The sequence below is a fragment of the Thermogemmatispora argillosa genome (genome assembly GCF_059696725.1).
This window is the reverse complement of record NZ_AP019377.1, coordinates 2,018,492-2,031,614: the sequence shown is the minus strand read 5'-3', so window position 1 is coordinate 2,031,614 and position 13,123 is coordinate 2,018,492. Positions and strand designations below refer to the sequence as shown.

Below are 13,123 nucleotides of genomic sequence, written 5' to 3'. Positions count from 1 at the left end.
GCGGAAGCTCCAGGTGGAGGAGGCCGGCGGTGTGGCGGCCAGCTGTGCTGAGCCGAGCCGGGTCCTCGTGGGGAGAGGAGTGGCTGCCCTGGTGTAAGATGTCAGGGTGATGTATGTGAATGAGTCGAGTTGAGTATAGCACGGATGGTTTGAAGGGTCAAGAGGGGCAAGTGCAGCCAGAGGGAAGGGGAGCGCGTGCGAGGGAGGGAGAGCGGGCGCTCCCCGAGGGAGAGGTGGAGCGTGGGCACGGGGGAGCGAGCGGGTCGTGACTGAGGGGGCCGCCACCAGTGGCGGATCAGCTCTTGCTCCTGCTGGTGCTGGGAGAGGAAGGAGTCGGGGTCGAGGCCGGGGGCGAAGCGGGAGCGCAGGAGGAGCAGGCTGCTGCCGGGGACGGGGGCCGAGGGGGCAGCGGCTGGGTCGGAGAGGGCCAAGGGAGGCTGCTGAGGGAGCAGGAGGAAGAGACGGGCGTCCTGCTGGGATAGGCGCAGGAGGAGGGCCTGCCACTGAGGGGGGTCAAGGGCCAGGAGCAGGTGGGAGCCGAGGAAGGTGAGCCAGTAGAAGCGCGAACTCTCCTGCAGGAGGGGGTCGAGGGAGGCCGGGGAGGGCCGGCGCAGGAGGGGCAGAAGGCGGAAGGCGAAGCGGACCCAGGAGCAGGCTTCGTCGTGGAAGCCGAGGCGGACGAGGAAGGCGTAGGGGGCCTGGTGCTGGTGCCAGAGGGAGGCCCAGGCCAGGGCGAAGGAGGTTTCCTGCTCAGGGGAGAGGCGGGCGAGTGGCTCGGGTTCCCATTGCAGGTCGAGGGTGACGTCGCCGAAGGAGGTGAGGAAGAGGGAGAGCAGGCCGGGGACGTCGGCGAGTTGCACTTCCCAGGAGGCCCTAAGTGGATCAGGTACGTTTGTGGCAGGGATAAAGGCTTCCCAGGGAAGGGATTGAATGAACAGCTTGTCGGTGTGGTGTTGGAGAGGGAGGACCTGCCCCAGACGAGCGAGGGGCGCGGAGAAAGCACGGGCCAGGAGGGAGCCGTGCTGGTGGAGGGAATGGAGGAGGGAGAGCAGGAGGGAGCGGGCGCGTTGCTCCCAAAGCTGGTGGGGGGAGGAATCGGAAGGGGCCAGCAGGGCAAAGCCTCTGCCGCTCTGGGGCATGGGAGCGGGTGAACCAGAAGGGATGGGGCCTTTCAGCGTGAAACCGTGGCGAACGAACCAGCCGCCAGCGGGGGTAGAGCCAAAGACGATGGAGTCGGGGGGAAGAGAGAGGCGCTGCTGCTCGGCAGCGAGGGAGGCTTCGCAGGAGGCGAGGGCCTGGCGGGTGGCGGGTTGCTGGAGCAGGTCGGGGCCGAGGTAGAGCAGCCAGCAGGCCCCAGCCAGGAGCCCGTTCAGGAGGAGGCTGGCCTTCCGGTTGAGAGCGGCGGTGCGCCAGGCGGCGAATTCCTGGTCGGCGAGGTCATTGATGGAGGAGAAGTAGAAGACGGGCACCCAAGCAGCCGAGCCTGCAGGGAGTGGCAGAGCAGCAGCCAGGAGTCGATGAACCACTGGACATGCTCGGGAGGAAGCAGAGTATAGGGGGAGCGAGTCTCGAAGTAGCTGGTGCGGATGCCAAGGGTGACCTCGAAGCAGATCGGGGAGGGTTCGAGAATCTGAAGATCGAGGGGGATGTCGAGCAGAGAGAGCTCGATCGTACCCTCTGCCAGGTGAGGGAACTGTTCCCAGGCGAGGAGGGGATCAGCATGGCCGAGGTCGTGGCCCAGGGAGTGGGGATGGAGCCGGTAGTGATCAGGTTCGCGAAAGCGGAGAGCGACGCAGTAAGGGTACCAGAGGCGCAAGAGGTCAGAGAGGAGCTGGCGCCGGCTGCGTCCCTGGCGAGGGATGATCAGGCGACTGGTGCAGTAATAGTCTTCCATACAAACGAGCCTCCTGATAAAGGATGTCTCTGAGCCAGGTTTGCTGAGCGAAACACGAAAGACTAGGAAGAATGTAGGGAAGGGCACGCGTGTCTGAGCAAGCGTTACCGAGCCTAGGGTGTGGCCGTGCCCACGACCGTGGGGGTGGGAGTCGGGATAGAGCTGCACCAGATGAAACTCTGAAGCTCCTCGAAGGAAGAGGAAGCGGGCATGGTGAAATAGCTTTGGTAGGGGATGCCGGTCTGCTGAGATTGCTCCCCGATCTGAGCGGGCGTGCTGTCACTGATGCGGTCTCCTCGGAAGGAGCAGTCGACTGCGCTGCTGCCCTTGACCTTGGCGTATGGAACCAGCCTGGAAAGCTGGCCCAGCGCGTCGTCGATCTCGTGTGGCTGGGGCACATTGCTGGCTTGCAGCTCGGCAAGAACGTATCCAGCGCTGGTCAAGGCCTTGTATAGAAAGGAATATACACGGTGGATGATGACGAATCAAGAGAGCAGGGAGAGGCGAGGGGAACGGAACGATTGTGAGAGGGGCACAGGAGCGGATCAGGTGGGAGGGGAGAGCTGAGCGCGAGTGCCAGAGGGCAGGCTTTCCCGAGGGCGAAGCCGCGCAAAAGAATCTCTCGAAGAGGCTCTTCAAGCCATCGAGTCCAATGACGTAAATGTCATCATACTCGTTGTCGTTGAGGACGCCGCTGAGCCGTAAGAAGGAGATCCCTGAATTTATAGGGTATTGAAGATGATGTCAAGTGAGGAGGCAGAAGCGGCTGATTGAATAGCTCGGTAGATCTAAGGTGATCATCAGGGATAGGCGAGCGAGAGGAAGGCGGAGAGAAGAAGGGGCGAGAGGGCGGCGAGCGTAGGCCATGTCCCTCGCCCCCAGCGAGACGTGGAGGGGGTGCACGGGAAGGGATCACGCCCTGAGTTGCAGAGCGGTTGGCTGGTGGTGGGATTAGCCCGTGCGCTGCGGCTGGCTCTGCGGGGGCCGCCACCACTGGCGCTGGCTGGTCAGCGCTATCTCCTGCTGGTACTGGGAGAGGAAGGAGTCGGGGTCGAGGCCGGGGGCGAAGCGGGAGCGCAGGAGGAGCAGGCTGCTGCCGGGGACGGGGGCCGAGGGGGCAGCGGCTGGGTCGGAGAGGGCCAAGGGAGGCTGCTGAGGGAGCAGGAGGAAGAGGCGGGCGTCCTGCTGGCAGAGGCGCAGGAGGAGGGCCTGCCATTGAGGGGGGTCAAGGGCCAGGAGCAGGTGGGAGCCGAGGAAGGTGAGCCAGTGGAAGCGGGCGCTGTCCTGCAGGAGGGGGTCGAGGGAGGTCGGAGAGGGCTGGCGCAGGAGGGGGACCTGCTCGAAGGCGAAGCGGAGCCAGGGGCGGGCGTCCTCGTGGAAGCCGAGGCGGACGAGGAAGGCGTAGGGGGCCTGGTGCTGGTGCCAGAGGGAGGCCCAGGCCAGGGCGAAGGCGGTTTCCTGCTCAGGGGAGAGGCGGGCGAGGGCCTGGGGGTCCCAGAGCTGTTCGAGGGCGAGGTCGTCCCAGATGGTGGTCCATTGGGCGAAGATGGCGGGGATGTCAGCGAAGCGCAGCTGCCAGGCCCAGGTAAGGCGGGCCTGGGCGAGCAGGTCCTCGGGGGAGAGGGTCTGCAGGTTCTGTGGGCTGAAGAAGGAGCAGGAGGGCTCGATATGGCCGTAGCAGAACTGGGAGAAGCCCCCGGTTCCGAGGAGGAGGCTCTGGTGATGATGGAGGGAGAGCAGGAGGTGGCACAGGGCAGGATGAAGGGGGGGGTGGGTGCGCCCGAGAAAGTCGTCCTGAAGGAGAGAGGATCAGGGTGGAGGGAGAGCAAGGCGTAGCCGGAGCCGCCGCCGGGCACGGGGCTGGTAGGCGTGTTGGGGCGACCAGAAAAGGAAGGTCCCCAGCGGAGGAAGAAGCCGCCGCGAGGGGTAGTCTGCCAGGAGAGGCCCTCCTCGGGGAACCACTGCTGGCGCTGGTGGAGGGAGGAGAGGAAGGACTCGAAGAGGGGGCCGGCCTCGGGGAGCTGGAGCAGATCGGGGCCGAGGTAGAAGAGCCAGAAGTCCTGGTCGAGGGCGGCCTGCAGCAGGGGGGCGAGCTGGCGAGCGCGGGCGTCGCGAGGCCATTGCTCAACGCGTTCGCGAGCCTCTGGGAAATAGCCGGTCGCATAGGAGCTGTTGCCCAGGCTAAGCAGCCAGCCGGCGCTGACCTGGAGGGCGTCGCAGAGCTGGCACCAGGCGGTGGTCCAGGCGTCGAGGACGAAGGGGGGAACATATTCGTATTCCCCGCCGAGGTTACCGAGGTGGTGGATGCAAGAGAGCAGATAGTCGGGGGGGAAGTCAGGGGGAGTATCGAGGAGGGAGAGCCTGATGAATTTGAAGTCGATGTGGAAGACGGAGAGATCCAACCAGTCCTCCTCCCAGTCGATCAGCGTGGTGATGAAGGGCAGGGCAGCCGGTGCGCTGGCGGCGGGAGCAGAGAGCTGGAGTCTCGACGTGTGCTGCTTGAACTGGAGGGAGCCACCGTGCTGGCAGGTGGCGAGCAGGAGCTGCAGGACCTGCTGGCGGCTCAGGTCGCGGGCTGGGAAGAGGAGATAGCTGCTTGTAAATCCTCTCATGGCCAAACCTCCTGTGCTATGGATGATAGAGTTGCTTATGGGAGCGCCAGCGGTGTAGGGACAGCCCGGGGAGTAGGGGAGGGGCTGGGCGTGGGCGTGGGAGTCGAGAGTGGGGGGCCAGAGGGGCCTGGGCCGGTGCTGCCAGGGGGCGGAGTCTGTGTAGGCTGACTGGATGGGGTTGGAGTGGTCTGCAAGGAGGGATCACTGCACCAGGTGGTGCTCCGGGGATAGGGGTCAACCTGCATGCCGAGATGGATTTGGAAGGAGATGCCGGTTGCCTGAGACTCCTGCTCGATCGTTGCTCGGATACGGTCGTCGATGCTGGCTCGTTCGAAGTAGAACTCGACTGTGTGAATGTTGTGCTGTTTGGCGTAGGTGAACACCCTCTCGATCTGATCCAGCAGGTCACCGATCTCTTTCGGTCCGATCAAACTGCTGCTTTTTAGCTCGACGAGAGTGTCGCCATTAATGGTCAGGTCGATGTCTGTCTCCACGCCATTGATCTCCTGGTCTTTGGGTCCCCTGACTTGTTGTCCCTGGCCGCACAGCTTCTCAATCCAGCTCAGCTCGTACCAGACTCCCTTGATTTGACCGGCCACACCCTGTATGGTCTCGAAAAGCACCGTTGGATCGAAGAAGAAACGGAGCATTCTGTTCAGCAGGTCAGCTATTCTCTGCGGCAGATTGCCCACCGTGTCAGACCCATACTGGTTCGCCACCCGGGTCGCTTCTTCTTGTACGGCCTGGATCTGGGAAAGGACCTCCAGGTAGTACTTGGCTTGACGGACGGTGAAATTGCCGTGCGCGTTGAGAAAGCGCTCCCAGTCAATGGTACTACAGCCAAACGACTGGATCAAGTTATCAATCACCAGGGCTCGTTCCTCTGGGCTAAGCTGGCTACATGGTTTCTGCACGAGATCATCGGGAAGATCTGGGCCAGATCAGAGGGAGTAGTGTCTCCTGAGAGGCCTAGGCCAGCTGTAACCCCTAGGGCGGTGACAAGCAAGACCCACTTGCCAAAGGGGCTTTGCGGCCCCGTGGGAGAGGGCGGCTCGGGAGGGAGCGGCTCCTGATCGGGGCCGGTCTGCATGTCAGAGGAATAGGCTTCACGATTGTTCGCCTCGATCTCCTCCAGAGTCTCAACCTCGCGTGCGGCTGTGACTTGTGGGGCGGTGCTGAACGCCACGGCTGCAGTGAACCCAAGCGCTACAAGGCCCACCGCCACAGTTACTGCATCCCAGGGGATGTCAAGACCTCCCTGCAGTACCGCGCCAGCACTCAGGGTGGCGGCTGCCCCATCAGCGCTAGCGGCTATCGTCTCAAGGCTCAAGCCCTCAGCAGCTGCGGCTGCTCCATCAGTGCTAGCAGTCAGTGGAACACTCGCGTCCACATCAGGTGCGGCTAGCACGGCCGGCGGCGCGTACTGCAGAGTGTGAGAGAGATCATTCTCTAGGTCGTTAGCGCGGCGCTCGCTGGTTTGGGAGGCGAGGAACAGACGCCTGAGTAGCTCGCCCGGCGTGCTGCCAGTGAGCTGCTGGGCACTGTCAAGGAACTGGCTGAAAGTATCAGCCAGGGCATCTGCGCCGGCGCCTTGCATGAGCGGCAGGCCGTTGCTGCTCGTGCCCTCCAAGAGGGCAGCCAGCGCCTTGGCACAGTTCTGAACACAGGTGATGTGCGTGTCATTGAGCGGTGCCACCTGCTGGCGGAAGGCGCGCAGGGGGGAAGGATCTGCTGCTGGATAGGTGCACCTAGAGCTGAGGCTGAGAAGCGGTGTACTGACACTGGTCTCTGGGGGGTGGGGGCAGAGGGGCCATGAGAGATACATATGGGTAAGTTCCAGGAGGAGCCAGGCAGGGCATAAGTGAGCACGTGGATTGAGGGGCCTGCTGAACAGTGAGCCATCCGCTGATCAGCGTACTCAAGCCAATCACCATTCTCATTCAAGCGGAACACTGGCCAGATTGGCAAGGCAGTCGTACTGGCGTGATTTGCCGCTCCCTCAGAGATGTCTCACCTGTGGACTGTGCAGACTGGCGGAGCGACCCACTGTGTGAATGAAGTAAAACAACATATGTTCTGGTTTGACTGATGCTAATGATAGATACTATTAAGGATGGAAGAAGGGCAGACTGAGCAACGCGGGAGCAGGCGCTGTGACTGGCAGTGGACTGGGGCAAAGATTACAGGAGCGAAAGGGACAATGGCCATAAAAGCGCAGCAACCAGTCCAATGCCGAATTGGAGACTAGCAGCCTGCTCCTGCCCCTCGTGTAACGGCCTTCAGCGGCGGTGACCACGAGCTAACCAGTCCCAGTCATTCGCTCCAGCCATTCCCTTGCTGTCAAGCTGTCCATTGAGCAGTGCCAGGCTCTGAGTACGTCTTTTGTACCTGCGAGGCTGAAGGGTCCTAGCCTTTCCCCTCACCCGATGGGACATAATATAAGGACATTTTGAAAGATGCTCCTGCAAGGCTGTTATAATCAGTATATGTTGTTACTATATTTGTTAATGAGCAACCTTGAGGCTTATGAGTCACTGGATTTTCCTCACAGACTGTAACTGCGGTAGCTCTAGTCTTCTCCTCGTAGGCATCATACTCAGTTAGGCGGATTACGTATTTATTCCAATCTTTTGGTGGAACGTGATATTTCAAATATTTAAATAAAGGATCGTAGTTATTATACAACCAATTGTTGTACCATCTATCAATATCCTCTTTGGTTCGAAATTGTACGATATGTGCACCTTGCAATTGTAAGATAGAGGCTAGATTCATTAAGTCTCCTATTGCTCCTCCGGAAGTTGATGTAAAAATAAGTCCACCTTTAATAGCTTTAAGCTTATTTAATCCTGTGAGCATGCTAGGTAGACCTGACGCTCCGGATAGAACTCCTCCCCATCTGCTTAGATTGATGGCATCATTATCCTGATCTTGAAGGGCATCTTTCATCCATTCAACTAAGGGGTCTAGGAATCGTGTCCTCAGATTGATCAGCCCCTGTAGTCCAACAGCGTAAACCTCATCATTTTCATCCGGGTTAACTAGGCCTGAGAGTCGTAAGAGGGACACTCCGCCATTGTTATAATCTCCATTAGTTACGAACCCGTTTGGTTCACCTGCCCACATGGCTGCTGTCGAAATCTCATCCGGTTGAGGTTGAGGGAGGACATGAGCCTTGCCTGTCGCATCGTAGTAGGTGGTCTGGTTCCTAGCCATGCTGAGGTCACTAAACTCCGGAGGGAATTGGTCCCCAAACTGGGTTGTGAAGATATCAAAGGAATCGTCAGCATCACGGAGGGGGGGCAGAGCCGGCAGGGGTTCTTGATCAGGTCCGCTGCCCATCTGAGCCTGATAGAGGGCCAGGGACTGAGCAACGATTCCCTTGAGCTGACTGGCGGTACGCCGGTTGTCGTCCTGGGGATCGATAAAGGGCGAGGGGTGCTGTTGCCTGTCCTGCCAGCGCTGGATGCTGGTCTGGATCTGAGAGTCCAGGTCGTCAGCGGTATGCTCGCTGAGCTGGGAGGCGAGCAGCAGGCGTCCGGCGAGCGTGGTGGGGTCCTTCCCAGTGAGCTGATAGGCGGCGTCGTTGAACTTGCCGAAGGTAGTTCTCAGGGCGTCGGCGCCTGCTCCGTGCATGAGAGGGTGCCCCTGGCGATCGGTGGCTGAGAGAAGGGCATTCAGGGCGTTGGCGCAGTTCTGGACGCAGGTGATATGAGTCTGGTTGAGGGGGGTCACCTGCTGGCGCAAGGAGCGCAGGGGGTCAAGAATCGTGAGTTGGGTCTGAGCCTGCACTTGGATCGGGTCGTCACTAGTGCTGGTGTCTGGGATGCTAGAGGGAGTGAACATGGGCAACCTCCTTGGTGAGCGTGATCAGGCCTGGGTAAAGGGGGTGGTGAGCAAGATGGCTTAGGGAACGAACCCGCCGTGGGCGGGACCGGGTTGGAAGGAGTTGGCCATCTGCTGGTCGGTGCCCTCGAGGAAGTCGGCAGCGGCGAAGAGAGCGCTGGCCAGGTCGGAGAGCCAGTCGTAGGAGGCGCGCAGGCGCTGGGCATAGGGGACGAGACAGGTGAGTATGACGTTGGCCCATGCAGGATCAACCTGTTTCTTATCCGTGAGCCAGTCGTGTATCTGCCGCCAGGTGGCGTCGTGCTGCTGGGTAGCGATACCGACCTCAGCCAGGATGCGAGCTGCGGCCCGGTGTATCTGGGAGGAAGAGTAAGAAACAGGCTGAAGGCTATCAGGGTGAGAGGACGATGTGAAGCCCATAGCTAATGCTCCTGTGCTACGTGTGATCAGTAGTAAAGTGATGAGTAGTGAAGGCCTGAGAACCTGGCCGAAGTCAGGCTTCAGGTTGGTAAGACAACTTACTATGTAAATAATAAGAAGCCGAGAGAGAGATGTCAATAGATCGATTAATGATGAGGTAGCCCAAGAGGTGTGGGATGATAGGGGAGAGAAGGGAGAAAGAGTAGAAAGAGAAGTGTCTGAGGCTATCAAGGTGACTGATGATAGGCTAGCAAGAGGGGAGTGACGGGGAAGAGAAAGGGGGCCAAAGAACGTCTGGTGCACGTTGTCTCCCTTGTCCCTTGCTAGACGTAGAAGAGACTGTTGCAGGTGAGCGGCATTTGCTGGAAGATGCCATTGATGCAGTGGGCAACGCTCTGGAGGAGATGAAAGAGGAGAAGCCTCGCTCTTGATGCTTGCTGGGAAGGCTTCCCTCGGAGGAGAAAAGCTTAGTGTAGCCTAGCCTGGGTGGAGCCTGCGTCATTGGCTGGCAGGGAACGGAGGTAGCTGAATGGAGGTGGAAGCTAGAGAGCGGAATTGTAGGGTGAGTAAGAAAACCACCCCTGACGAGCTGAACGCTGGTAGTCATCGTTTACCTTCCTGTAGTTGGGATGAATCTTTGAAACAGCGGCAACCGGCCATTCCCTGGCCAAGTTGTCGATTAGCCAGCGCAGACTCGGACAGGCTGCGTCTTCATCTGCGCAGTTGACTGCTTGTGATTCTCTCTCTACCTGTCAAACATAATATACTGACAATGTGAAAAAAGCGCCTACTAGGTTATGATTATTATCATAAATATCATGCTCAGTTAAACAAAATATATATCTATTCTGCTGATCTTCCGGAATATTTTGCTCTACATAGTCTAATGCTGGATAGAAGTTGTTATGTAACCAGTTTCTGTACCAATAATCGATATCAGTTGCATGTTTAAACTGAACAACATGTGCATTTTCTATTCCTAAGTCAGAAGCTACGCTAAGTGCGCTTCCTGCTACTCCTAAAACAATTGATGTAGTGAGGGCTGCACCTCCAATCGGCCCCGCCCCTGCAAGCGGGGCGATTGCGCCTGATGCTCCGGATAGAACTCCTCCCCATCTGCCTATATTGACGGCAGTATCGACCTGACCTTGAAGGGCATCTTTCATCCAGCGAAATAGGCGGCCGAGGACTTCTGTTTCCAGATTCTCCAAGCCTTTTGGTCCAACAGCGTAAAACTCGTCGTTTCCGTTGGCGTTAATTACGCCAGAGAGCCGTAACAGGGAGTCCCCCTTATTGCGGAAATCTCCGGACAACCACATCCCATTTGGTTGGCCTGCCACTCGGCGGCGTAGGAGTGTTAGGATTGAAGGACTAAATTGGTCCTTAAACCGATTGGTGAAGGTATTGAAAGAACCGTCAGCATCACGGAGGGGGGGCAGAGCCGGCAGGGGTTCTTGATCAGGTCCGCTGCCCATCTGAGCCTGATAGAGGGCCAGGGACTGAGCAACGATTCCCTTGAGCTGACTGGCGGTACGCCGGTTGTCGTCCTGGGGATCGATAAAGGGCAAGGGATGCTGTTGCCTGTCCTGCCAGCGCTGGATGCTGGTCTGGATCTGAGAGTCCAGGTCGTCAGCGGTATGCTCGCTGAGCTGGGAGGCGAGCAGCAGGCGTCCGGCGAGCGTGGTGGGGTCCTTCCCAGTGAGCTGATAGGCAGTGTCGTTGAACTTGCCGAAGGTAGTTGCCAGGGCGTCGGCGCCTGCTCCCTGCATGAGGAGGTGCCCCTGGCGATCGGTGGCTGAGAAGAGGGCGATCAGGGCGTTGGCGCAGTTCTGGACGCAGGTGATATGAGTCTGGTTGAGGGGGGTCACCTGCTGGCGCAAGGAGCGCAGGGGGTCAAGAATCGTGAGTTGGGTCTGAGCCTGCACTTGGATCGGGTCGTCACTAGTGCTGGTGTCTGGGATGCTAGAGGGAGTGAACATGGGCAACCTCCTTGGTGAGCGTGATCAGGCCTGGGTAAAGGGGGTGGTGAGCAAGATGGCTTAGGGAACGAACCCGCCGTGGGCGGGACCGGGTTGGAAGGAGTTGGCCATCTGCTGGTCGGTGCCCTCGAGGAAGTCGGCAGCGGCGAAGAGAGCGCTGGCCAGGTCGGAGAGCCAGTCGTAGGAGGCGCGCAGGCGCTGGGCATAGGGGACGAGACAGGTGAGTATGACGTTGGCCCATGCAGGATCAACCTGTTTCTTATCCGTGAGCCAGTCGTGTATCTGCCGCCAGGTGGTATCGTGCTGCTGGGTAGCGATACTGACCTCAGCCAGGATACGAGCCGCGGTCTGGCGCATATGCTCAGGAGAATAGACTACGAGATCGGAAGAGGTATCAGTTAGGCTAGCTGGCTTGGTAAAACCCATTGTTATTACTCCTGTATTGTGCTTAAGTTGGGGATGAACTGGTTTTCTGCCATGTGCCAGTCCTCAGACTATGCTTTGTCTGCAGGCCAGCAAAGAGACTTACTACTTAAATGATATAGCAACTGATATATAGATGTCAATAGAATGATGAGAGATAAGGCAAGTGTATGAGATGTGAAGGTGAAAGGAAAGTAGGCGGGAACGGTCGTTAGAACAGTGTTTGAAGCGAGCAACGCGCCTATTGGGGGCAGGGAGGAAGAGGAAGAGGGAAAGGGAAAAGGGGCGAGGGGAGAAGCCTCCCTCGCCCTCTGTCCAGGGGAGAGAGAGATCCAGGGACGAGATTACCCGCGGAACCGAACAGGAAAGGAATGAACAATCTGCTAGGAGCTGGCCACTCGCCGACCCTCTGGCTTGCCCTCCTGACTGCCTGTGCTCTCCGCCGCTAAGAAATACTGTCCCTCAACCAGGCTACCATCGGGACGGACATGGATGAGCCATGATAGTGGCCATGAACAAGGGTCAGGCCCGTGGAGAGCGGCAGCAAGGCCCGCAATTTGACCCACGGAGCTAACTGGCGTAACCACTCCTGTGCCAGAGCCTGCGCCTCTTCTTCATCGGCGGCATAGAAGAGATAGAGCAGATCCGAAGTGGCTCCAGCATTGCTGACCAGCAGCCAGAGCGTCTTCGGCCCCGCCGGCTCGTCCTCGCCAGCAGCACCGTCCTCCTGCAGCGCCGGCAGCGGCTCCGTATCTCCACCGGCGCCGTCGCTCACCGCCAACCCGACACCAGCCTGCTCCCTCTCCAGCAGACCGGCCTCCGTCTCGGACGGAGCTACCTCTGCCACCGACATCGCCTCCCCCGATGCCGCGCCCTGGCCCTGGCTTGCCACCCGCTCCGGTAGCAGGCTCTCGCCGCGCTCAAAAACTAAGGCCATCGCCTGCTCCGACCCCACCAGCTCGCAGAGCCGCTGATGACAGCGCTCCATGTTGCGCAGCCGCGCCTCAATGAAGGCATGCTTCGACCAGCCACTCGCCGGCGCATAGAGCGCCCGCCGCCCGGCTATGTGCTCCGCTTCCAGCCGCTTGCGCAGCTCCGCTACTTCACTCACCATCTCTAGAGCTTCTCCTTTCTCTTCTCTTTTTTTCTCAGCGCTGACCCTTGCGGGCTGCTTCAATTTCTCCTGGCCCTGGTATAGAACATTTTGGAAATTTCTGCAATACACATAATTGCTTATTGATGAAGATATATGAACTAAGATGAATGAAAGTGAAGGTAGATGATTGCTGTGCGGTTGCCTGCTCTGATGTTGTCTCCTATACTTAGGTTGGAACTGCTTCAGGAATGCATAGCGATGCATAGGAATGCAGAGAAGTACTCAGGGATGTATAGCAATGCACAGAGATGAAAGCTCGCTATGATTTGGACCCGTGGCAGGCCAGCAGGCTCAACTCGAAGGAGGCCATTTCATCCAGGCAAGGGAGACCGTCGATCTTATGCAAAGAGAGAGCGAGCTGATGACAGCCGAAGAGGCTGCCAGTTACATGAAAGTGAGCGTCCGCACGATCCGAGAATGGGTAATGAAAGGAAAGCTCTCTGTTGTCCGCATAGGGAAGAGACGCTACCACATTCGCAGGGCGGATCTCAATCAGTATATCAAGGAGCATCGCGTCCGTAGGAAAGCGCCTCAGCAAGAGGATGGACTTGCTGAGCAGGACGAGTAGCTTTTTTATATCGCCATGCGGCTGCCTAGAAGTACATACATCCTGATAAGTTAATAAAATAAATTGAGCCGGGATGATGGCTTGTAGACCTTCTCACCACTCGCCGTAGCCATAGGCAGTTTCCTCTGCGATCAGGGAGCGCTCTGCCTGGTCGAGGGCGAAGACGTCGTAGACGGCCTTATTGAGGGCTGGCGCCAGGCGCACGATCTCGGCGCGGCGGCGGTG

At 58.9% G+C, this 13,123-nt stretch carries 13 protein-coding genes; 4 read left to right on the top strand and 9 right to left on the bottom strand.

Annotated features, from left to right (window positions below; genetic code table 11):
- Positions 1-101: 101 nt before the first annotated feature.
- From AC6H1L_RS07890 to AC6H1L_RS07880, 3 genes are all read right to left on the bottom strand, one after another.
- The gene (locus AC6H1L_RS07890) at positions 102-1,469 is read right to left on the bottom strand and encodes a hypothetical protein (RefSeq protein WP_497600976.1); all 1,368 of its coding nucleotides are present in this window, start codon (positions 1,467-1,469) and stop codon (positions 102-104) included.
- A complete protein-coding gene (locus AC6H1L_RS07885; protein WP_497600975.1) occupies positions 1,370-1,894 on the bottom strand; it encodes a hypothetical protein in 525 nt (174 codons plus the stop codon). The genes AC6H1L_RS07890 and AC6H1L_RS07885 overlap by 100 nt, the downstream gene beginning before the upstream one ends.
- Positions 1,895-2,007: 113 nt before the next feature.
- The gene (locus AC6H1L_RS07880) at positions 2,008-2,292 is read right to left on the bottom strand and encodes a hypothetical protein (RefSeq protein ID WP_497600974.1); all 285 of its coding nucleotides are present in this window, start codon (positions 2,290-2,292) and stop codon (positions 2,008-2,010) included.
- Between the two features lie 526 nt (positions 2,293-2,818).
- Between AC6H1L_RS07880 and AC6H1L_RS07875 the strand changes: the two genes are divergently transcribed.
- Together AC6H1L_RS07875 and AC6H1L_RS07870 are read left to right on the top strand one after the other, a co-directional pair.
- Complete coding sequence (locus tag AC6H1L_RS07875) at positions 2,819-3,730, top strand: hypothetical protein (protein ID WP_497600973.1); 912 nt, start codon at positions 2,819-2,821, stop codon at positions 3,728-3,730.
- Entirely contained in the window at positions 3,709-4,674 is a 966-nt protein-coding gene (locus tag AC6H1L_RS07870; RefSeq protein ID WP_497600972.1) for a hypothetical protein, read from the top strand. The genes AC6H1L_RS07875 and AC6H1L_RS07870 overlap by 22 nt, the downstream gene beginning before the upstream one ends.
- Before the next feature lie 697 nt (positions 4,675-5,371).
- On the opposite strand, the gene AC6H1L_RS07865 is transcribed toward AC6H1L_RS07870, so the two are convergent.
- Both AC6H1L_RS07865 and AC6H1L_RS07860 read right to left on the bottom strand, forming a co-directional pair.
- Positions 5,372-6,202 carry a hypothetical protein gene (locus AC6H1L_RS07865; protein ID WP_497600971.1) on the bottom strand — a complete coding sequence of 277 codons (831 nt, stop codon included), beginning with the start codon at positions 6,200-6,202 and terminating at the stop codon, positions 5,372-5,374.
- Between the two features lie 710 nt (positions 6,203-6,912).
- A complete protein-coding gene (locus AC6H1L_RS07860; protein WP_497600970.1) occupies positions 6,913-7,722 on the bottom strand; it encodes a hypothetical protein in 810 nt (269 codons plus the stop codon).
- Positions 7,723-7,827: 105 nt separating this feature from the next.
- Here AC6H1L_RS07860 and AC6H1L_RS07855 point away from each other — a divergent pair, with 105 nt between their 5' ends.
- A complete protein-coding gene (locus AC6H1L_RS07855; RefSeq protein WP_497600969.1) occupies positions 7,828-8,172 on the top strand; it encodes a hypothetical protein in 345 nt (114 codons plus the stop codon).
- 240 nt (positions 8,173-8,412) lie between these two features.
- Here the strand turns inward: AC6H1L_RS07855 and AC6H1L_RS07850 are convergent, their stop codons facing one another.
- The 4 genes from AC6H1L_RS07850 to AC6H1L_RS07835 all read right to left on the bottom strand — a co-directional run bounded on the left by AC6H1L_RS07850 (position 8,413) and on the right by AC6H1L_RS07835 (position 12,288).
- Complete coding sequence (locus tag AC6H1L_RS07850; protein WP_497600968.1) at positions 8,413-8,772, bottom strand: hypothetical protein; 360 nt, start codon at positions 8,770-8,772, stop codon at positions 8,413-8,415.
- 752 nt (positions 8,773-9,524) lie between these two features.
- A complete protein-coding gene (locus AC6H1L_RS07845) occupies positions 9,525-10,751 on the bottom strand; it encodes a hypothetical protein (RefSeq protein WP_497600967.1) in 1,227 nt (408 codons plus the stop codon).
- 60 nt (positions 10,752-10,811) lie between these two features.
- The gene (locus AC6H1L_RS07840; protein ID WP_497600966.1) at positions 10,812-11,177 is read right to left on the bottom strand and encodes a hypothetical protein; all 366 of its coding nucleotides are present in this window, start codon (positions 11,175-11,177) and stop codon (positions 10,812-10,814) included.
- 442 nt (positions 11,178-11,619) lie between these two features.
- A complete protein-coding gene (locus AC6H1L_RS07835) occupies positions 11,620-12,288 on the bottom strand; it encodes a hypothetical protein (RefSeq protein ID WP_497600965.1) in 669 nt (222 codons plus the stop codon).
- A gap of 382 nt (positions 12,289-12,670) precedes the next feature.
- Between AC6H1L_RS07835 and AC6H1L_RS07830 the strand changes: the two genes are divergently transcribed.
- Positions 12,671-12,898 (top strand): helix-turn-helix domain-containing protein, encoded by a 228-nt coding sequence (locus AC6H1L_RS07830; protein WP_497600964.1) that lies wholly within the window; start codon positions 12,671-12,673, stop codon positions 12,896-12,898.
- Positions 12,899-13,123: the final 225 nt, after the last annotated feature.

Bases quoted from the DNA above. Each gene is read 5' to 3' on its own strand.
- AC6H1L_RS07885 (WP_497600975.1), bottom strand. From the start codon at position 1,894: ATGGAAGACTATTACTGCACCAGTCGCCTGATCATCCCTCGCCAGGGA.
- AC6H1L_RS07835 (WP_497600965.1), bottom strand. From the start codon at position 12,288: ATGGTGAGTGAAGTAGCGGAGCTGCGCAAGCGGCTGGAAGCGGAGCAC.
- AC6H1L_RS07830 (WP_497600964.1), top strand. From the start codon at position 12,671: ATGCAAAGAGAGAGCGAGCTGATGACAGCCGAAGAGGCTGCCAGTTAC.
- AC6H1L_RS07850 (WP_497600968.1), bottom strand. From the start codon at position 8,772: ATGGGCTTCACATCGTCCTCTCACCCTGATAGCCTTCAGCCTGTTTCT.
- AC6H1L_RS07860 (WP_497600970.1), bottom strand. From the start codon at position 7,722: ATGGCTAGGAACCAGACCACCTACTACGATGCGACAGGCAAGGCTCAT.
- AC6H1L_RS07845 (WP_497600967.1), bottom strand. From the start codon at position 10,751: ATGTTCACTCCCTCTAGCATCCCAGACACCAGCACTAGTGACGACCCG.
- AC6H1L_RS07840 (WP_497600966.1), bottom strand. From the start codon at position 11,177: ATGGGTTTTACCAAGCCAGCTAGCCTAACTGATACCTCTTCCGATCTC.